Source organism: Phenylobacterium sp. (assembly GCF_965229015.1).
GTDB lineage: Bacteria > Pseudomonadota > Alphaproteobacteria > Caulobacterales > Caulobacteraceae > Phenylobacterium.
In genome coordinates this window covers 1,566,140-1,585,431 of record NZ_CBDDIM010000001.1, presented here as the reverse complement: position 1 = coordinate 1,585,431, position 19,292 = coordinate 1,566,140, and the positions used below count along the sequence as shown (strand labels likewise).

Annotated in this window: 18 protein-coding genes; 16 read left to right on the top strand and 2 right to left on the bottom strand. The window is 69.8% G+C overall.

Annotation, left to right across the window (positions count from 1 at the left end; all coding sequences use genetic code 11):
- Window positions 1–249: 249 nt before the first annotated feature.
- Both ACO06I_RS07895 and ACO06I_RS07890 read left to right on the top strand, forming a co-directional pair.
- Window positions 250–1,647 carry a Mur ligase domain-containing protein gene (locus ACO06I_RS07895; RefSeq protein ID WP_421932027.1) on the top strand — a complete coding sequence of 466 codons (1,398 nt, stop codon included), beginning with the start codon at window positions 250–252 and terminating at the stop codon, window positions 1,645–1,647.
- An 11-nt stretch (window positions 1,648–1,658) separates the two neighbouring features.
- The gene (locus ACO06I_RS07890; protein WP_421932026.1) at window positions 1,659–2,399 is read left to right on the top strand and encodes a hypothetical protein; all 741 of its coding nucleotides are present in this window, start codon (window positions 1,659–1,661) and stop codon (window positions 2,397–2,399) included.
- 6 nt (window positions 2,400–2,405) lie between these two features.
- On the opposite strand, the gene ACO06I_RS07885 is transcribed toward ACO06I_RS07890, so the two are convergent.
- Window positions 2,406–3,746: an acyl-CoA dehydrogenase family protein gene (locus ACO06I_RS07885; RefSeq protein WP_421932025.1), complete on the bottom strand. Its 1,341-nt coding sequence runs from the start codon at window positions 3,744–3,746 to the stop codon at window positions 2,406–2,408.
- A 117-nt stretch (window positions 3,747–3,863) separates the two neighbouring features.
- Here ACO06I_RS07885 and ACO06I_RS07880 point away from each other — a divergent pair, with 117 nt between their 5' ends.
- The 12 genes from ACO06I_RS07880 to ACO06I_RS07825 all read left to right on the top strand — a co-directional run bounded on the left by ACO06I_RS07880 (window position 3,864) and on the right by ACO06I_RS07825 (window position 15,443).
- Window positions 3,864–4,850 carry a phosphotransferase family protein gene (locus ACO06I_RS07880; RefSeq protein WP_421932024.1) on the top strand — a complete coding sequence of 329 codons (987 nt, stop codon included), beginning with the start codon at window positions 3,864–3,866 and terminating at the stop codon, window positions 4,848–4,850.
- Window positions 4,847–5,170 (top strand): DUF6285 domain-containing protein, encoded by a 324-nt coding sequence (locus ACO06I_RS07875; protein ID WP_421932023.1) that lies wholly within the window; start codon window positions 4,847–4,849, stop codon window positions 5,168–5,170. Before ACO06I_RS07880 ends, ACO06I_RS07875 begins: the two co-directional genes overlap by 4 nt.
- Before the next feature lie 25 nt (window positions 5,171–5,195).
- Window positions 5,196–6,419 (top strand): kynureninase, encoded by a 1,224-nt coding sequence (kynU, locus tag ACO06I_RS07870; protein WP_421932022.1) that lies wholly within the window; start codon window positions 5,196–5,198, stop codon window positions 6,417–6,419.
- Window positions 6,416–7,213, top strand: coding sequence for a tryptophan 2,3-dioxygenase (locus ACO06I_RS07865; RefSeq protein WP_421932021.1), 798 nt, complete (start codon window positions 6,416–6,418; stop codon window positions 7,211–7,213). The genes kynU and ACO06I_RS07865 overlap by 4 nt, the downstream gene beginning before the upstream one ends.
- Before the next feature lie 11 nt (window positions 7,214–7,224).
- A complete protein-coding gene (locus ACO06I_RS07860) occupies window positions 7,225–7,521 on the top strand; it encodes a DUF1905 domain-containing protein (protein ID WP_421932020.1) in 297 nt (98 codons plus the stop codon).
- A gap of 16 nt (window positions 7,522–7,537) precedes the next feature.
- Complete coding sequence (locus ACO06I_RS07855) at window positions 7,538–8,044, top strand: HIT family protein (protein WP_421932019.1); 507 nt, start codon at window positions 7,538–7,540, stop codon at window positions 8,042–8,044.
- 195 nt (window positions 8,045–8,239) lie between these two features.
- Window positions 8,240–10,735 carry a hypothetical protein gene (locus ACO06I_RS07850; RefSeq protein WP_421932018.1) on the top strand — a complete coding sequence of 832 codons (2,496 nt, stop codon included), beginning with the start codon at window positions 8,240–8,242 and terminating at the stop codon, window positions 10,733–10,735.
- Window positions 10,736–10,877: 142 nt separating this feature from the next.
- Entirely contained in the window at window positions 10,878–11,918 is a 1,041-nt protein-coding gene (locus ACO06I_RS07845; RefSeq protein ID WP_421932017.1) for a hypothetical protein, read from the top strand.
- Window positions 11,915–12,358 (top strand): D-Ala-D-Ala carboxypeptidase family metallohydrolase, encoded by a 444-nt coding sequence (locus tag ACO06I_RS07840; RefSeq protein ID WP_421932016.1) that lies wholly within the window; start codon window positions 11,915–11,917, stop codon window positions 12,356–12,358. Before ACO06I_RS07845 ends, ACO06I_RS07840 begins: the two co-directional genes overlap by 4 nt.
- 67 nt (window positions 12,359–12,425) lie before the next feature.
- A complete protein-coding gene (locus ACO06I_RS07835; RefSeq protein WP_421932015.1) occupies window positions 12,426–13,256 on the top strand; it encodes an enoyl-CoA hydratase/isomerase family protein in 831 nt (276 codons plus the stop codon).
- A 181-nt stretch (window positions 13,257–13,437) separates the two neighbouring features.
- The gene (locus ACO06I_RS07830) at window positions 13,438–15,036 is read left to right on the top strand and encodes a flavin monoamine oxidase family protein (RefSeq protein WP_421932014.1); all 1,599 of its coding nucleotides are present in this window, start codon (window positions 13,438–13,440) and stop codon (window positions 15,034–15,036) included.
- 20 nt (window positions 15,037–15,056) lie between these two features.
- A complete protein-coding gene (locus ACO06I_RS07825; RefSeq protein ID WP_421932013.1) occupies window positions 15,057–15,443 on the top strand; it encodes a c-type cytochrome in 387 nt (128 codons plus the stop codon).
- Here ACO06I_RS07825 and ACO06I_RS07820 read toward each other — a convergent pair.
- On the bottom strand, window positions 15,440–16,300 hold the full coding sequence (locus ACO06I_RS07820) for an MBL fold metallo-hydrolase (RefSeq protein WP_421932012.1): 861 nt from the start codon (window positions 16,298–16,300) through the stop codon (window positions 15,440–15,442). The two genes, ACO06I_RS07825 and ACO06I_RS07820, sit on opposite strands and share 4 nt — an antisense overlap.
- 187 nt (window positions 16,301–16,487) lie before the next feature.
- On the opposite strand from ACO06I_RS07820, the gene ACO06I_RS07815 reads away from it, so the two are divergent.
- Window positions 16,488–18,308 carry a PLP-dependent aminotransferase family protein gene (locus tag ACO06I_RS07815; protein WP_421932011.1) on the top strand — a complete coding sequence of 607 codons (1,821 nt, stop codon included), beginning with the start codon at window positions 16,488–16,490 and terminating at the stop codon, window positions 18,306–18,308.
- Window positions 18,309–18,419: 111 nt separating this feature from the next.
- Window positions 18,420–19,292 carry a carbon-nitrogen hydrolase family protein gene (locus ACO06I_RS07810; protein ID WP_421932010.1) on the top strand — a complete coding sequence of 291 codons (873 nt, stop codon included), beginning with the start codon at window positions 18,420–18,422 and terminating at the stop codon, window positions 19,290–19,292.

Below are 19,292 nucleotides of genomic sequence, written 5' to 3'. Positions count from 1 at the left end.
TTCGCGCGGTCTGGAGGCGAGCTTGCGCCGCTTGACGCCGGGGCGGCCAATCCAAAATAGCGCGGGCCAAAAAAAGAGCCCGGCCGAAGCCGGGCTTGGAAAGTGGTGATGGTGGGGTGTCTTCAAGGAAGACCGCCACAGAGTCGGTCCTTATGGTTAATCAGGTCTTAACCGCCGGTTCCGAGGGACACCCTCGACGGAGGGGCGGGGCCTCGGCTAACTCAGGGCCGGTCCTCAGGCGGAATCGCGATGCGTATTCATTTCACGGGCATAGCTGGGGCGGGCATGAGCGCGGTGGCGCTGATGATGCGCGACGCCGGGCACCAGGTCTCCGGCTCCGACGAGGACGTCTTCCCGCCCATGTCCACCTATGTGGCCGGGCTGGGCTTCCCGGTGACCTACCGCTTCGACGCCGCCAACCTGCCCGACCATCTCGACGTCCTGGTGCTGGGGACCAGCGCCAAGCTGGGCGGGGAGGACAATGTGGAGGTGGCCGCGGCCCGGGCCCGCGGCGTGCGCGTCACCACCTTCGCCGAGCTGGTGGGGGAGGCCACCCAGGGCCGCGAGAACATCGTCGTGGCCGGCTCCTTCGGCAAGTCCACCTGCACCGCCCTGATGGCCCACATCCTGCGCAGCGCCGACTATGACGCCGGCTGGATGATCGGGGCCATCTCGCCCTCCCTGCCGGCCACCGGCTACTGGGGCAGCCGCCACGAGATGCTGCTGGAGGGCGACGAGTACATCGTCGGCAATGGCGACACCCGCTCGAAGTTCGCCCTCTACCACCCACGGCACCTGCTGCTGACCTCGCTGATCCACGACCACGTCAACGTCTTCCCGACCTTCCACGACTACGAGGCGCCGTTCATCGACCTGATGCACGCCCTGCCGCGGGGCGGGCTGATGGTGGCGCGCGATCACTCGGCCATCCGCAAGATCGCCGGGGAGACCCACGCCCACACCGTCTGGTACGACACCGCCCCCTGCGACGGCTGGTTCAGCCAGGACGTGGTCTATGGCGACACCACCAGCTTCAAGCTGACAGCCCCCGACGGGGAGCGGATCGACCTCACCACCAGCCTGCTGGGCGCCCACAACATCGAGAACATCGTGGGCGTCTGCGCCTTCCTGCTGGAGCGCCGTCTGGTGAGCCATGAGAGGCTGGCCGGCGGCGTGGCGAGCTTCCAGGGCATCCGCCGCCGGCTGGACCGGCTGACCCGAACCTCCAGGATCCCGCTGATCGAGGGCTTCGGCTCCTCCTACGAAAAGGCCCGCTCGGCCATCGACGCCCTGCAACTGCACTATCCGGAGCGGCCGCTGATCGTGGTCTTCGAGCCCCACACCTTCTCCTGGCGCAGCAAGGACGCGCTGTCCTGGTACGACACGGTGTTCGAGGGCGCGGCCCGGGTCCTGATCGTCCCGCCGCCGGGCCATGGCGCGGAGACCCACCACCAGTCGACCCATGCCGAGATCCTGGCCCGCGCCGCCGCCGCCGGGGTCAAGGTCGAGGGACCCACCAGCGCCCAGGCGGTGACGGAGTCCCTGTCGCACCTGAAGGGCGACGAGATCGTCCTGCTGCTGTCCTCGGGACCCCTGCTGGGCCTCCCCGACAGCCTGCCGCCGGTCATGGACCGGCTCTACGGATAGGGGAGGGGCCTATGCGCCTTGCGAACATCGCCCTGGCGGCCTGCCTCGGCCTGACCGCGGCGGGCTGCCAGAAGCCGCCGCCCGCCGTGCCTGCGGCCCCGGCGGTCACGCCCCTGACCGACGCCCAGCGCGACGCCGCCCGCGAGACCCTGACCGCCCACGAGGGCGAGTGGGACTGCGCGGCGCCCGCCCCCTTCGACAAGGTCACCCGACGCCTGCTGGTGGAGGACGCCGAGGCCCGGGTGGTCTCGCCTGCCGGCTTCCCGGGTCCGGTGGTGATCGGCGGGGCGACCGGGGTCACGGTGTTCCGCAAGGCCGCCGCGGGCTGGGCCGGCTACATGATCGATCCGATCTCGCAGGTGCAGGCGGTCCGCTACGGGCCCCAGGGGCTTTACGTGATCACCAAGGTCGTCCGCGAGGGCGGCGGGCCCCTGGGCCTGGCCCTGCTTCCCACCGGCGGCGGCGCCCTGGTCTGCGCCGGCCTCGCCACGCCCGAGGGCCTGGACGTTCCGGCCGAGCACCCGGAGTTCGTCAGCCTCTCCATGGACCCCGAGGGCAAGGGCGCCCTGAGCGCCAAGGCCGAACGGGCCGAGGCCGCCCCCCTCTGGTTCCGCTACGAGACCCAGGACGGCGGCGCGACCTGGTCGCCGGCCCAGACGGTGACCAAGCCCACCGCCGGCGCCCCCGACCTCCCGGCCCCGGACCAGCGCAAGGTTCCCCCCGCCCTGGCCCGCGAGATCGCCGGAGCCTGACGTGCGCTAGTGCCGGGCGGGGATGGGCTGGACGTACTCGTCCTTGGCCGCCCCCTCGATCTCCGCGAAGGCCTTCTTCTTCGGCCCCATGAAGCCGAACAGGAAGGCGGCGACCTTGCGCATCTGGATCTCCTCGGCGCCCTCGGTGATCCGGTAGCGGCGGTGGTGGCGGTAGATGTGCTCGAAGGGCTTGTGGCGGGAATAGCCGATGCCGCCGTGCACCTGCATGGCGCGGTCGGCGGCCTCGCAGACCAGGCGGTTGGCCCAGTAGTTACACATCGAGACCTTGTCGGAGATCTGCCGCTCGATCTCCTTGTGCTCCATGTGGTCCATGTCCCAGGCGGTCTTGCGGATCAGCCAGCGCAGCATCTCGCACTGGGTGGCCAGCTCCACCAGCGGCCACTGGATCGCCTGGTTGTCGGCCAGGGGCTTGCCGAAAGGCTTGCGGTCCCGGGCGTACTTGACGCTTTCCTCGATGCAGTAGACCGCCGCCCCGAGGGACGAGGCCGCCTGGCGGATGCGGTTCTGGTGCACGAAGCTCTGGCCGAGGCCGAGGCCCCGGTCGATCTGGCCCCAGTAGCTGTCCTCCGGAATCCAGACGTCGGTGTAGCTGACCCGGGGGTGGTCGGTGGGCATGTTGAAGGTCCAGAGGTACTCCTCGACCTTCACGCCAGGGGTGTCGGCCGGCACGATGAAGCAGGTGATGCCGGTGGAGTCGCCGTCCTTGCCGCTGGTGCGGGCGAAGACCATGCAGTGGGTGGCCACGTGCATGCCCGTCGACCACATCTTCTCGCCGTTGATCAGCCAGCCGGGCTTGCCGTCCTTCTCGTGCGGGACCGCGCGGGTCTCCATGAAGGTGGCGTCCGAGCCGTGGTTGGGTTCGGTCAGGCCGAAGGTGGTGCGCATCTGGCCGGCCAGCAGCTTGGCGCCGTCCCGGTCGTATTGGGCGTTGGTGGCGAACTCCTTGAACATCAGGATGAAGGGGTTGTTGCCGACGATGGAGTGCTCGTTCTGCAGGTCGTTGTGCAGGCCCAGGCCCTTGGCGGCCAGGTGCTCGCGGATCACCGCCATGTCGAGGTTGGAGCCACCCTTGCCCCCCATCTCCGGCGGCCAGGCGTAGCGCAGGTGACCGGCCTCGTCGGCCAGCTTGCGGGCCTCGCCCAGCAGTTCCTCCCATTCCTTCTTCGGCAGGCCGCCGGCCTCCCAGTCCGTCCGCTCGTATTCACGCCGGTGGTCGAAGTAGCGGATGTTGTCGTCCTTCTGCTCCAGCGGCTTGATCTTGGCCTCGATGAAGGCGTCCAGCTCGCCCAGGTAGGCGACCAGTTCGGGGGGGAGGTTGAAGTCCATGGCGTTTCCCTTCGGCCTGTTTCTGGAAGCTCGCGGCCGTTCATTTTGACGATTTACAAGCCGACGCTCAGGGCCGCAGATCGTCAAGCAGAAGTCAGCTTGAGGTTCCGCCACGTCATGGAAGTCGATATCGCACAAGCGCTTGCGCAACTCGCGCCCACCCTCGGAGGGACGGGCGTCGAGGCCGCCCAGCGCCTGTCGGGCGGGGCCAGCATGGAGACCTGGGCCTTCACCCTGACGGGCCCCGATGGCCCGCGCGAGATGATTCTGCGTCGCCGTCCCGGGCCCTTCGACGAGGAGACCTCGCGCTCCACCTCCCTGGCCACGGAGGCCGCGCTCATCCAGGCCGCCGCCAGGGTCGGCGCACCCGTCGCGCCCCTGATCCGGCTGTGCCAGCCGCAGGACGGCCTGGGGGAGGCCCACATCACCGTCCGCATCGGCGGCGAGGCCCTGGGCCGCAAGATCGTCGCCGATCCGAGGTTCGAGGGCGTCCGCCCCAAGCTCGCCCGCCAGTGCGGCCAGATCCTGGCCGAGATCCATTCCGCCTCGCCGGAGGGCATCCCGCTGAAGCGGTCGGACGCCGCCGAGGAGCTGGATCGCTACGAGCAGGTCTACCGCCAGTCGGGCGCCCAGCGGCCGATCCTGGAGCTGGCCTTCCAGCACCTGAGGAAGCACGTGCCGCCGCCGGTCCCCGAAGTGCTGCTGCACGGGGACTTCCGCAATGGGAACCTGTTGATCAGCCCCGAGACCGGTGTTGCCGCCGTGCTGGACTGGGAGCTCTCCCACCTGGGGGACCCGGCCGAGGACCTGGGCTGGCTCTGCGTCAATTCCTGGCGCTTCGGGATGAGCGGCAAGCCGGTGGGCGGGTTCGGCGACTATGCCGACCTGCTGGCGGGCTACGCCGAGGCGGGCGGGGCCCCGGTCTCCCTGTCGCGGGTCCGCTACTGGCAGGCCCTCGGCTCGCTGAAGTGGGGCGTCATGTGCCTGATGATGTATTCCAGCTACGCCGCCGGGGCCGAGAGCTCCGTCGAGCGGCCGATGATCGGCCGCCGGGTCTCGGAGACCGAGATCGATCTCATCAACCTGCTGGAGGCCGGCCTGTGATCACCCATCCGCGCACCGAGGAACTGGTGGACGCCGTGGCCCGCTGGATCGACTCCATCCGCCCCGAGCTGAAGCCCCGCGACGCCTTCCTGGCCCGGGTGGCGGTCAATGTGCTGGGCGTCGTCAAGCGCGAGGTGACGCTGGGGCCCGCCGCCGAGGCCGAGGCCGTCGCGCGGATGGCCGCCCTGCTGGGCCACACCGGCGGCTTCGAGGCCCTGACCGCCGAGCTCTGCGAGCAACTGCGGACCGGCGGGATGGACGCCGCCACCCCGGGCCTGCTGGCCGCCCTGCGCGCCAACGCCCAGGACAGGTGGCCATAGACCAGCCCAACTACTCGTCCGCCCAATGAGCCGGCAGGCGGCGCTGGACCGCGACCGCGCCGATCCCCTGGCCGCGCGCCGGGACCTGTTCGAGCTGGAAGACGGCCTGATCTACCTGGACGGCAATTCCCTGGGCGCCCTGCCGCGCGCGGTGAAGGGTCGGCTTGCGCAGGCGGTGGAGGCCGAGTGGGGCAGGGGGCTGATCCGCTCCTGGAACACCGCTGACTGGATCGGCCTTCCGGCCCGCGTGGGGGCCAGGATCGCCGCCCTGATCGGCGCCGCGCCCGACGAGGTGATCGCCGCGGACTCCACCTCGGTGAACCTCTTCAAGCTGGCGGCCGGGGCGCTGGCGATGCGGCCCGGACGGAAGGTGATCCTCAGCGAGCCGGGCAACTTCCCCACCGACCTCTACATCCTGCAGGGCCTGGCCCGGTTCCTGCCCGGCGTGGAGCTGCGGCTGGCGGCGCCGGGGGACCTGCACGCCGCCCTGGACGAGCGCGTCGCCCTGCTGCTGCTGACCCACGCCCACTACAAGACCGGCGCCCTGCACGACATGCGGGCCCTGACCGCGCGGGCCCACGAGGTCGGCGCCCTGGCGCTCTGGGACCTCAGCCACAGCGCCGGCGCCCTGGAGGTGGACCTGAACGGGGCCGGGGCGGACCTCGCCGTCGGCTGCGGCTACAAGTACCTGAACGGTGGCCCCGGCGCCCCGGCCTTCGCCTTCATCGCCAGCCGCCACCAGGCCGAGTTCCAGACCCCGCTCACCGGCTGGATGGGACACGCCCAGCCCTTCGCCTTCCGTGACGACTATGCGCCGGGCGCGGGCATGCTGCGGGCGCTGTGCGGCACGCCCTCGGTCCTCGGCCTCACCGCCCTGGAGGCGGCGCTCACCGCCTTCGACGGCGTCGCCATGGCCGATCTGCGCGCCAAGTCCCGGGCGCTCGGTGACCTGTTCCTGGACCTGGTGGCCGAACGCTGCCCGGGCTTCGGCGTCGCCTGTCCGCGCGACTCCGCCCAGCGCGGCAGCCAGGTATCGCTCACCCATCCGAACGGCTACCCCATCGTCCAGGCCCTGATCGCCCGCGGGGTGGTGGGGGATTTCCGCGCGCCCGACGTGCTGAGGTTCGGCTTCGCTCCGCTCTATGTGCGATATGTCGATGTCTGGGACGCCGTCGAGCACCTGGTCCAGGTGATGGCGCGCGAGGAATGGCGGGAGGACCGCTTCAACCAGGTGGCGGCGGTGACATGAGCGACACGATCCATACCCGGCCCGACATCAGCTACGCCGACTACCTGGCGCTCGATCAGATTCTCAGCGCCCAGCGGCCGCGCTCCGACGAACACGACGAGCTGCTGTTCATCGTCATCCACCAGGCCTCGGAACTGTGGCTGAAGCTGTCGATCCACGAGCTGTCGGCCGCGCGCCAGCAGATCGCGGAGGACGACCTGGGCCCGGCCTTCAAGATGATCGCCCGCGTCAGCCGCATCCAGGGCCAGCTGATCCAGTCCTGGGACGTGCTGGCGACCATGACGCCCAGCGAATACCACGCCATCCGCCCGCACCTGGGCCAGAGCTCGGGCTTCCAGTCGCACCAGTATCGGATGCTGGAGTTCCTGATGGGGGCCAAGGACGCGGGGCTGCTGGCGGTCCATGAGGGCACGGCGGCCTATCCCGATCTCGCCGCGGCGCTGGCCGCCCCCAGCCTCTATGACGAGTGCGTGCGGCTCTTGAAACGGCGTGGTTTCGACGTCCAGGATGAGCGCGACTGGTCGCAGGTCCACGTCGCCGACCCGGCCATCGTGGCGGCCTGGGCCGTGGTCTACCGCGACCCCGAACAGTACTGGGACCTCTACGAACTGGCCGAGAAGCTGGTGGACCTGGAATTCCGCTTCCAGCAGTGGCGCTTCGCTCACCTGAAGACCGTGGAGCGGATCATCGGCTTCAAGCCCGGCACCGGCGGATCGTCCGGCGCCAGCTACCTGGCCAAGGCCCTGGAGGGCTCGTTCTTCCCGGAACTGTTCCAGGTGCGCACGGGGCTGTAGGGGAGGGGGCGGTGACGTTCAGCTTCGAGGCCGAGGTGATCTACTGGCGGGGCCCGTCGCCCTTCTTCTACGCCCCTCTGCCGGCGGCCGAGGCCGAGGAGGTCCGGCGCCTGTCGAGGCTGGTGACCTACGGCTGGGGCATGATCCCCGTCGAGGTGACGATCAAGGGCGTGGTCTTCACCACCGCGATGTTCGCCAAGGACGGGACCTACTACCTGCCCCTCAAGGCCGCGGTGCGGAAGAAGACCGATGTGACGGCGGGGGACACCATCGCCGTCGAAATGATCCTCCAACCCGCTCAGCGGTAGCTGGGGAGCAGCAGCCTTGGCGGAACGGCAAAAGTTCGACGTCGCGAGCTACGTGGCCTCCGTCCAGAGCCGGCCGTGCTTCATCTGTGGCCTGGTCTCGGGCGATCCCGAATTCGCCCACTACGTCGTCTACGAGGACGATGTCTCCATCGCCTTTCTCAACAAGTTCCCGCCCCTGCCGGGCTATGTCCTGGTCTGCCCCAAGGCGCATCTGGAGCAGGTGACGGGCGACTTCAGCCGCGACGACTACCTGCGGCTCCAGGCCCTGGTCCACGACGTCGGCGAAGCCCTGCGCGCGACCCTGGAGACGGAGCGGATCTACATCCTCTCCCTGGGCAGCCAGCAGGCCAACCGCCACGTCCACTGGCATGTGGCCGCCCTGCCGCCCGGCGTGCCGCTGGAAGAGCAGCAGTTCGCGGCCCTGGATGTGGAGCGGGCCGGATTCCTGGCGATGACGCCGGAGGAGATGGCGGACCTGGCCGACCGGATCGCCACGGCGATCGCCACCGCGCGGGGGCGGTGAGGTCAGCGATAGCGCGGCGGGGCCGGGGAGCCTCGGCGAAGGTTGCGCGTATTACATCCGGCGTTTCCGGTCCGACATCCTGCCGTCACATGGGCGGGTGAGGAAGCGACGGAAGTCCGGTCATCACGGGTTCAGGTGAAAAGGTCTCTGAGAGGACCACGCCGCGTCTCCACCTCTCCAGCAGGATCAAATATCTTGAGTTCTTCCCATGCTTCCGGCCGCCCTGCGGCGGGCCTTGTCCTTCACCTGCTGGCCGGCTGCGCCGTCGTGGCCCTGACCGCGGGCTCGGCGTCCGCCCAGGATCCCGGCCTGGAGGACGAGACCGAGGTCGAGGAACTGGTGGTGGTGGCGGGCGCGCGCACCCTGCCGGGCTCTGTGGCTGGCGACATCACCCCGGAGGTCACCCTCTCGGCCCGGGAGATCCGCGCCTATGGGGCGGCCAGCGTCGCCGAACTGCTGAGCGCGCTCTCCCCCCAGACCGGCAGCGGCCAGGGCGGCGGCGGCCGCCCGGTGGTGCTGATCAACGGGGCGCGGGCCTCGGGCTTCGCCGAAATCCGCGACCTGCCCACCGAGGCCATCGCCCGGGTGGAGATCCTGCCCGAGGAGGTGTCGCTGAGGTACGGCTATCCCGCCGAGCAGAAGGTGGTGAACATGGTCCTGCGCCAGCGCTTCCGCGCCAAGCTGGCGGAGGGTTCCGTGGAGGTCCCGACCCAGGGCGCCGCCGGAACGACGGTGGCCGGCCACGCCGCCCTGCTGCGCATCCAGCGGGGGCAACGGCTGACCCTGGACGCCAAGGCCACCAAGGCCGACCAGATTCTCGAGAGCGACCGCGACGTGATCGGCGCCAGTCCCTTCCGCACCCTGCAGCCGGACTCCACCAATGTGGTGTTCAACGCCGTCTATGCCCGGCCCCTGGGCAATGGCGTGTCGGGGACCATCAACGGGACCTACGAGTCCACCGACACCGACTCCAAGCTCGGCGTCTCGCCCTTCGGCGCCGAGGCCCTGGCGCGGCGCTCCACCGCCGACAACGCCAGCCTGGCGGGTGCGATGAGCGGCGCCTATGCCGGCTGGCAGTGGTCCTACACCGGCAATGTCTCGCGCGACGTGGCCAAGTCCTTCAACGACCGGGCCCTGGGCGCGTTCGCCTATACCGACCGCACCAAGTCGGTGACCACCCAGGCCCAGTCCGACATCGTGCTGAACCGCGCCTTCTGGGAGCTTCCGGCCGGCCAGGTGGGCGCGACCCTGACGGGCCGGGTGTCGACGACCGAGCTGGAGAGCGAGGCCCTGCGCGCCGGTCTCACCACCTCCACCGACCTCACCCGCAACATCGGCCAGCTGCAGGCCAGCTTCGACGTGCCCCTGACCCGGGCCGGGGAGGGGCTGGGCGAGACGCTCGGCAAGCTGTCGGGCAATCTCAATCTTGGCTATCAGCACCTGTCGGACTTCGGCGATCTGGAGACAGTGGGGGCGGGGCTGAACTGGGTTCCGGTCAAGCCGCTGCGGCTGCTGGCCTCGGTGACCCGCACCGACCAGGCGCCGACCATGAACCAGCTGGGCGACCCCGTGGTCGCCACGCCGGGCGTGCGCGTGTTCGACCTGACCCGCGGCGAGACCGCCGAGGTGGTGCGGGTGACCGGTGGGTCCCCCAACCTCACGGGCGGCCAGCGGGAGGTCCTGAAGCTGGGGGTGACCTACAAGCCCTTCGACAAGACCAACCTGACCTTCCAGGCCAACTATGTCTCCAGCCGCACCGACAACCTGGTGGCGGCCTTCCCCTCGGCCTCGACCCAGGTGGAGCAGGCCTTCCCCGACCGCTTCGTCCGCGACGCCAGCGGGCGGCTGGTGCAGATCGACGCCCGGCCGGTGAACTTCGCGCGCCAGGCCCGCGACGAGCTGCGCTGGGGCTTCACCTATTCGCGCAATGTCGGCCCCCAGCCGACGCCGGAGCAACTGGCCGCGTTCCGCCAGCGCCGCGAGGCCCGTCCGCCAGGGGGCGAGGGCGCCCCGGCGGCCGCCGCCGGCCAAGGGCAGGTCGCTCGGCCCGCGGGCGCAGCGGAGGGCGGTCCGCCGCCCGCGGGCGCCGCGCCGCCCGCGCGGGAGGACGGCGGTCCCCGGATGGGCGGCTATGGCGGGGGCTATGGCGGTCCCGGCGGCGGCGGCGGCCGAGGCGGCGGCTTTGGGGGCTTCGGCGGCGGCGGTCCGCGCGGCGGGGTCTTCCAGTTCGGCGTCTATCACACGGTGGCCTTCCGCGATGACATCCTGATCCATCCGGGCCTGGCCGAACTCGACCTGCTGGACGGGGCGGCGATCGGCGGCGGGGGCGGTTCGCCCCGCCATCAGGTGGACGTGCAGGCCAACTACACCCGCGCGGGCCTCGGCGCGGCCCTGAACGCCAACTGGCAGAGCGCCACCCGCGTGGTGGGGAGCGCGACCGGCGACGACCTGGAGTTCTCCGACCAGACCACGGTGAACCTGCGCCTCTTCGCCGACCTGGGCGCCCAGCCCATCGCGCGGACCCATACCTGGCTGCGCGGCGCGCGGGCGACGCTCTCGATCGACAACCTGTTCGACAGCCGCCAGGAGGTGCGCTCGGCCGCCGGGGTCACCCCCGTCAGCTACCAGCCTGACCTGCTGGATCCGGTCGGCCGCTCGGTGAAGCTGACGGTGCGCAAGCTGTTCTTCTGAGGTCCGTTAGCCGGACCTCATCGCGCGTGGCCCGGGGTTGCGACACTCCAGGTTGAATGGTTAACTCTCCGGGCCGAGACGTCCTGGGGGGGATCATGCGTGCATCCGCAATCGGGTCTGGCGTCCAGGGGAGGGCCCCTTGATGTTGGGTCCCACCGTCGACGTCGCCATCGGCCTGGTCTTCACCTACCTGCTGTTCGCCCTGCTGCTCTCCACGGTGCTGGAGGCCGCGGCGGGCTGGTTCAAGCTGCGGGCGGCGCGGCTGGAGCAGGCCTTCGCCCAGCTCATCGAGCATCCCGAGGCGGTGGCGGAGGAGCGCAACATCGTGGCGCGCTGGCTCTCGGGCCTGGGCCACGGAGGCGGCGCGGCCGAAAAGGCCGCCCCAACGACACCCCTGACCCCGGAGGAGGCCGAGGCGGCCACCGAGCGGGCCTCGGGCGACCTGGGGCCCAGCTTCGAGCTGCGGCACGAGGACATCTATCACCATCCCCTGGTGGGCGGCGGAGGGACCAGCCGGCCCTCCTATGTCTCGGCCCAGAACTTCGCCTCAGCCCTGCTGCAGGCCCTGCGGGCCGGCGCCAGCGGCCAGGCCCTGGACCAGGTGAAGGAGTCCATCGACGCCCTGCCGCCGGGCCGCCTGCGGGAGGCCCTGGTCACCGCCCTCAACGAGGCCGAGGGCGACTGGGACAGGCTCAAGACCGGGATCGAGCGCTGGTACGACGGCGCCATGGACCGGCTGAGCGGCCAGTACAAGCGCTACACTCAGCTCATCACCTTCATCCTGGGCCTGGTGCTGGCCATCGCCTTCAATGTCGACACCGTCCGCATCGTCCAGCGGCTCTACGCCGAGCCGACCCTGCGCGAGGCGATGGTGGAGCAGGCCAGGAAGACGGTGGAGGCCGGCGCGCCGGCGCCCGCTCAGGATGGAGACCTCCCGGCCAAGGCGGCCGCCGTCGAACAGGCCCGCGACGACCTGCTGCGCAACGCCCCGGTGGGCTGGACCGCCCCACCGTCCCTGACCCTCGCCCAGCTCGCCAGCGTGCCCGGCTGGCTGGTGACGGCGCTGGCCGGCATGCTGGGGGCGCCCTTCTGGTTCGATCTGCTGAACAAGCTGATCAATATCCGGAATTCCGGCCCCAAGCCCGAGAGCAGCACCGACCCGGCCAAGGGGAAGGGCATATGACCCAGCTCAGCCCCCACTTCTCCCTCGAGGAGCTGACCCGCTCGGAGACCGCCGCGCGGCTGAAGATCAGCAACCTGCCGCCGCCCCGGGAACTGGCCCGCCTGACCGAGACCGCCAAGGCCATGGAGACGGTGCGCACCCTGCTGGGGGTCGGCGTCAATGTCTCCAGCGGCTATCGCGGCGTGGATCTGAACCGGGCGGTGAAGGGCGCCTCGTCCAGCGCCCACTGCCTGGGCTATGCGGTGGACTTCAACTGTCCGGGCCAGACCCCCTACGAGGTCTGCCAGAAGATCCTCGGCTCCAAGATCGTCTTCGATCAGCTGATCCACGAATACGGCCGCTGGACCCACATCTCCTTCGACCCGCGGATGCGGCGCATGCCCCTGTCGATCTTCGAGCCGCAGCGGCGCTACCTGAACGGCATCCTGCCCAAACCCTAGGCTTGCATCGAACTCCCATCGGTCCTTAGCTGGGCCAAAGACAAAAAGCCGACAATGGGAGTTGATGATGAGCGAGACCCTGGCCCAGGCGCGCGCCGATCAGTCGGCAGAGGTGCTGTACGAGGTGGCCGACGGCGTCGCCGTCCTGACCCTCAACCGGCCCGAGCGGCTCAACACCATCTCCGGCCCCATGCTGTCGCTGCTGTCCAAGCTGCTGCTGCAGGCCGACGCCGATCCCGAGGTTCGCTGCGTGATCCTGACCGGCACGGGCCGGGCCTTCTGCGCGGGCCTCGACCTGGTGAGCGCCACCAGCGGCTCGGGCATCGGCTCGGAGACCCAGGCGGCCACTATCTCCGTGGACCTCGACCTGAAGACCGCCCCGCCGACGGTGATCTTCAACATGAACAAGCCCACCATCTGCGCCCTGAACGGCTCGGCGGCCGGCTATGGCCTCGACACCGCGCTCGGCTGCGACATCCGCATGATGGCCCAAGGCGCCAAGCTGGCGGCGGCCTTCGTCAAGCGCGGCATCGTGCCGGAGTCGGGGGGCACCTGGTTCCTGCCGCGCCTGATCGGCTGGTCCAAGGCCGCCGAGCTGATCTTCACCGGCCGCACCCTCACCGCCGAGGAAAGCCTGGAGATGGGTCTGGCCACCCACGTGGTGCCCGCCGAGGAGCTGATGACCGAGGCCCGCAAGCTGGCGAGGGAGATCGCCGACAACGCGCCCCTGGCGGTGCAGTCAGCCAAGCGGCTGATGCGCATGGGGCTGAACGAGACCTTCAACGATCACGTCCACCACGTCTTCCTGCAGTTCCTGCAACTGGTCCGCACCCAGGACTTCCGGGAGGGGATGACCTCGTTCCTGGAGAAGCGTCCCGCCGACTTCCAGGGCCGCTGATCGGGACGATTCGCCGGTCGATTATTCGGCCGGCGCCCAAAACCGCCGCCCGCCGCCCAGGCATTAGGCACGGTCGGACCCTTTTGCCGCCCTCGCACAGGGATTGTCGGAATGGCGATTGTCACCCCCCACCCAGGCCGCTCCCTTGCACGCCATCAAGCGTGGCGTGGGGATTAGAGCGATGACTCCGGACATCATGAACGGCGGGGGCGGCATGTCGCGCCGCAGCTTCCTGGAGAGCCTGGGGGGCATGGGCGGGTCGGCCCTGCTGCTGGCCGGCATGACGGCGCTGGGCTTCGACATCGCCTCGGCCAACGCCGCGCCGCCGGAGCTGGGGGAGGGCGGCAAGGGCAAGAAGGTCATCGTCCTGGGCGCCGGGGTGGCCGGCATGACCAGCGCCTACGAACTCTCCAAGGCCGGCTACGACGTCACCGTGATCGAGGCCCGCGCCTTCGCCGGCGGCCGCTGCCAGACCGCGCGCAAGGGTTTCAAGCTCACCGAGCTCGGCGGCGAGGCCCAGGAGTGCGACTTCGACGACGGGCTCTACATCAACCACGGCCCGTGGCGCATCCCCTACCACCACCGTTCGACCCTGCATTACACCAAGCTTTTCAACGTGCCCCTGGAGGTCTTCGTCAACGACAACGACGCCTCCTACGTCGCCTTCAACAAGGGGACAGGCCCCCTGGCCGGCAAGGCGATCCGCAAGGGCCAGATCGCCGCCGACGCCCGCGGCGCGGCCGCCGAGATCCTGGCCAAGCAGGTCAAGCAGGGGGCGCTCGACCAGCAGATGACCGCCGAGGATCGGCAGCTGTTCCTGGCCTATCTGACCCGCGAGGGCTACCTGTCGGCCGACCTGGCCTACAAGGGCACGGACGGTCGCGGCTTCGAGGTCAATCCGGGCCCCGGCGTGGTTCCCGGCCCCGGCAAGGAGTCGACCCCCTATCCCCTGACCGACGTCCTGCATTCCAAGGCCTGGGGCGTGCTGTCCTCGGTCACCGGCTACGAGCAGCAGCGGACCATGTTCCAGCCCGTCGGCGGCATGGATCAGATCGCCAAGGGCTTCGAGCGACACGTCGGCCAGCTGATCCGCTATTCGACCCTGGTGAAGAAGTACCGCCAGAACGACAAGGGGGTGGAGGTCACGGTCTCTGGCCCCGACGGCAAGGTCGAGACCCTCAAGGCCGACTACTGCATCTGCACCATCCCGCTCTCGGTGCTGCGCCAGATGGACATGGGCGTGTCACCCAAGTTCAAGGAGGCGATCGGCGCGGTCTCCTACGCCCTGGTTGGCAAGATCGGCCTGCAGATGAAGACCCGGTTCTGGGAGGAGAAGCACTTCATCTACGGCGGCCACGTCTATACCGACGACCCGGACATCAACACCATCACCCTGCCGTCCACCGGCTTCCAGAGCCAGAAGGGCGTGTTGCTGGGCTATTACAACTTCGGCGCCTCGGCGGCCAAGGTCAGCGCGCTCAGCCCCAAGGCCCGCCAGGAGTTCGCCGCCCAGGGCGGGATGCGCGCCTTCCCGGAATACGCCGCCAATGTCGAGACCTCGTTCTCGGCGGCCTGGCACCGCATCGAGCACAATCTCGGCGGCTGGGCCCAATGGGACGACGAGGGGCGCAAGGACGCCTATCCCATCCTCTGCGAACCCGATGGCCGGCTGTACCTGGCCGGCGAACACCTCTCCTATCTCACCGGCTGGCAGGCCGGGGGTATCGAGAGCGCCTGGCAGCAGATCGCCAAGCTGCACAAACGCGCCCAAGCGGCCTGATTTCCGGAGTCCAGAGTAAGATGCGTCTTTCGATCCCGCTGGCCGTGGTCGCCCTTGGCCTGTCCGCCGCCCCGGCCTTCGCCGCCGACGGCAAGGGCCTGTTCGCGGACAACTGCTCGGCCTGCCACCAGCTGACCGGCAAGGGCATTCCCGGCGCCTTCCCGCCCCTGGCCGGCAGCAAGATCGCCCAGGGCGATCCGGTGGAGCCTGTGACCCGCGTGCTGAAGGGCCGCGGCGGCATGCCCTCCTTCGCCAGTGAGCTCACCGACCTGGAGGTGGCCCAGGTCCTGACCTATGTCCGCGCCTCCTGGGGCAACAAGGGCAAGCCGGTGCAGCCGGCCCTGGTGACCTCCCTGCGCAGCGGCGCCAAGCGCGAGAACGCCAAGGCCTCGCTGCTGGCCCACTAGGTCTCGAAGCGGTAGGCGCCCTTGTCCCGCCGCACCCGCCCGGCGGTGGGCGGGGCGAAGTGGGTGCCGATCAGCAGGACCTGGCTCGTCGCCAGGTCCGCCAGCAGGCTGTTGCGGGTCGCCGCGGCCTGGGCGGGATCGGAGTCGGCGCCCTGGGGCAGGTCCGGCGTGGCCATCTGGCAGGGATGGTGGATGAAGTCGCCGCTGATCATCGCTTCCTGGCCCTGGGAGACGATGCGGACGCTGGCGTGGCCGGGGGTGTGGCCCGGGGTGGAGACGAGGGTGATTTCCTCGCAGAGCCGGTGATCGAGGTCGATCAGATCCAGCAGGCCGGCCTCCAGGACCGGCGCGATGGAATCGCCGAACATGGCGTCCAGGCCCGGGTCGGGCCGCTGGCCGGACCAATGGTCGTACTCGGCGCGGTTCAGCAGGTAGCGGGCCTTGGGGAAGGTGGGAACCCAGGCCTCCCCCACCCGCATGGTGTTCCAGCCCACATGGTCGGAATGCAGGTGGGTGCAGAAGACCACGTCCACCGCCTCGCGATCGAAGCCGGCGGCGGCGAAGTCCTCCAGGAAGGCGGTCTGCAGGCCGTTCCACTGGGGCAGGCCGCGGCCGCTGCGTTCGTTGCCGACGCAGGTGTCGATGACGATCAGGCGCTCCGGAGTCTCCACCACCAGGGCCTGGATCGCCAGGTGGATGCGGCCCCTCGCGTCGATGAAGTGCGGCGCCAGCCAGTCGAGGGCCAGCACCGACTCCCGCGTGACGCCGGGCAGCATCAGGGCCGGATCGAAGGTGTCGATGGTCTCGATCAGGCGGGTGACCTTCACCTCGCCGACTTGCCATGTGTGCGTCGTCATCCGCCATGCTCCTCGTCTCGCGCCGCAGTCTAGGGGCGGCCCAACGGCCTTGTCGCCATCACCGTGCAGGGTCCGGCGTGTCTGAAGGTCTGACCCGGCGTCGCATCGGCTACCTGATGCGTCATAGGGGTTGGGATGGAGCCAGATCAGGGTTTAAGCTGGGGCCAGTCTTCCGCTCGGGGGTGCTTTGGCCGAGGTCGTCTTCTATCTGGACCAGGGCGGTCCGCAGACGCTGCAGACACAGCTGCGGCAGCGGATTATCGACTCGGTTGTGTCGGGGAATCTGGAGCCGGGCGCCCGAATGCCGGCGTCGCGGCGCCTGGCGGGCGACCTGGGCATCGCGCGCAACACCGTGGCCCTGGTCTATCAGCAGCTGATCGCCGACGGCTATCTGACGGGCCGCGAGCGTAGCGGGGTCTTCGTCAGCGACGCCCTGTTCGAGGCGGTGCGTCCGGGTCGCGACCGGGCTGACCGGCCGGTGATCGCCGCGGCCCCGTGGCGGTCACGACTGCAGGCCGTGGTGCGGGTGGACGTGGAGGGCCGGCCGCCACCGAGCTGGGAGCTCAATCCCTATCCCTTCCTCGACGGGGCCTATGACGCCTCCCTGGCGCCAGGCCCGGAGTGGCGCGACGCGGTGCGCTCCACCCTCAACGCCAGGGAGTTCGCCGAGTGGAGCCAGGATGGCGGCGAACTGGACGACCCACGCCTGGTCCATGAGATTCGCACCAAGATCCTGCCGCGCCGCGGCCTGCAGGCCGGGAGCGAGGAGGTCTTGGTGGTGGGCGGGCGGCGGGAGGCCTTCAGCCTGCTGGTGCGGGCCTTCGTCGGCCGCGGCGCGCCGGTGGCGGTGGAGGAGCCCGGCCTGCCCGACCTGACCCAGGTCCTGCGCCTGCAGGGCGCCGATCTGATCCATCTGCCGGTGGACTCCGAGGGCATGGTTGTCGACGACCGGCTGGCGGCCGCCAGCCTGGTCTTTGTCACCCCGGCTTGTCAGTACCCCACGGGCGCGCGGCTGGCCGCCTCCCGCTGCCGCGCTTTGCTGGAGCGGGCCGAGGCCGACGACCTGCTGGTGATCGAGCACGACCTGGCGGCCAGCGGCGGATTCGCGGCCCAGGCTTCGCCGGCCCTGCGCAGCATGGATCGCTCGGGACGGGTGATCTATGTGGCCGATCTCTGCGACGTGCTGAGCCCCGGACTCGGCCTGGGGTTCATCGTCGCTGACGCCGAGCTGATCCGCGAACTGCGCCGCCTGCGCACCCTGGTGTCCGGTTGTCCCCCCCGCGCGGCCCAGCGGACCGCCGCCTTCTTCCTGTCGCTCGGTCACTACGACGCCAATCTGGGCCGCCAGCATCGGGTGCTGCGGGAACGGCTCAACGCCCTGCGGGACGCCCTGAACTACCATTTGCCGCAGCTCGTCGCGATCGACCCGCGCTCCAATGGTTCGGCCATGTGGGTGGAGGGGCCGCCCGACCTGTCGGCGCGCCAATTGGCCAACGAGGCCGCCAAGCGCGGCGTGTTGATCGAGCCGGCGGACCGGTTCTATTCCACCCCCACACAGGCGGTGAACCGGTTTCGGATGGGAGTGACCGGCATCCCTACCGACCGGATCCGTGAAGGGGTGGCCGTCCTGGCCCAGGTCGTGAAGAGCCTGACCCAGCCGGGGCTGGACCGGTTGGACCCCGCCGCGCGGGCCTGGATGCCGGGCGAGCCCCTTCGCGCCCTGATGTCCGGAGCCAAGCTGCTGTGCCGCACGGTCTATGGCGATCCCTACGAGGTGGACGTGCTGCCCGACGGCCGGCTGGTGGGCCGGGCCGGCTACGCCCACGAGGACTGCGATGTGGGCGTCTGGTGGATGGAGGGCGACTACTGGTGCCGCCGTTGGACCGAGTGGTCCTATGGCGAAACCGCCCGCTTCCTCACGGTGGTGGAGGGCGACCAGATCCGCTGGTACCGAGACGATCACCTGCTGTTCAACCGCGGCATCATCAAGGCCAACGGCCTGACCTGATCCCTGGCATGGGAGGAATCTGGCCCCATAGATTGAGCCAATCTGGTCCTACGCTTGTCCGTCCACGACCTTCACCGTGGCGTCATCGTCGTTCGGGTGAGGGATTTCTCCATGTCGCATTTGGCCATCGCGGGCCTCCAGTTGGACCTGCAAGCCGGCGACAACCTGGATCGAATCTCCGACGAGGTGGCCGCGGCCAAGCGCCGGCTGTCCTGGGTGGACCTGGTCCTGCTGGGGGAACTCAGCGTCTACGGCCCCTCGGTGGACTACGCCCAGGATCCGGGCGGGGCGGCGGAGACACGACTGCGCCGCATCGCCCGCGACAATCGGGTCTGGCTGCTGGGCGGCTCGATCTTCGAGCGGGTCGACGGGAAGATCTACAACACCTGTCCGGTGATCGACCCGAACGGCGACGTCGTCCTGAAATACCGCAAGATCTACCCCTTCCGTCCCTACGAGACCGGGGTCGCGGCGGGGACCGAGTGCATGACCTTCGACATGCCCGGTATCGGCCGGATTGGGGTCTCCATCTGCTACGACATGTGGTTCCCCGAGACCACCCGCACCCTGGCCTGGATGGGCGCCGAGGTTATCCTGCATCCGGGGATGACCAACACCGTCGACCGCGATGTCGAGCTCTCCATCGCCCGCGCCAGCGCGGCCCAGAACCAATGCTACTTCGTGGACATCAACACCGCGGGCCACCTCGGCAACGGCCGTTCGGCGGTCTACGGCCCCGGGGGCGAACCGGTCTATGAGGCCGGGTCAGGCCGCGACGTGATCGGCCTCGAACTCGACCTCGGCTACGTGCGGCGGGTCCGCGAACGCGGATGGCACGGCCTGGGTCAGACCCTGAAGAGCTTCCGCGACGGCCCGCCGAGCTTCCCGCCCTATCGCGAGGGGACTTCATCGCCGGCCCTCGCCGCGCTGGGGCCGCTGGAGAAGCCGCAGGGCGGCGCCAATCAAGATCAAGAGGAGGGGTAG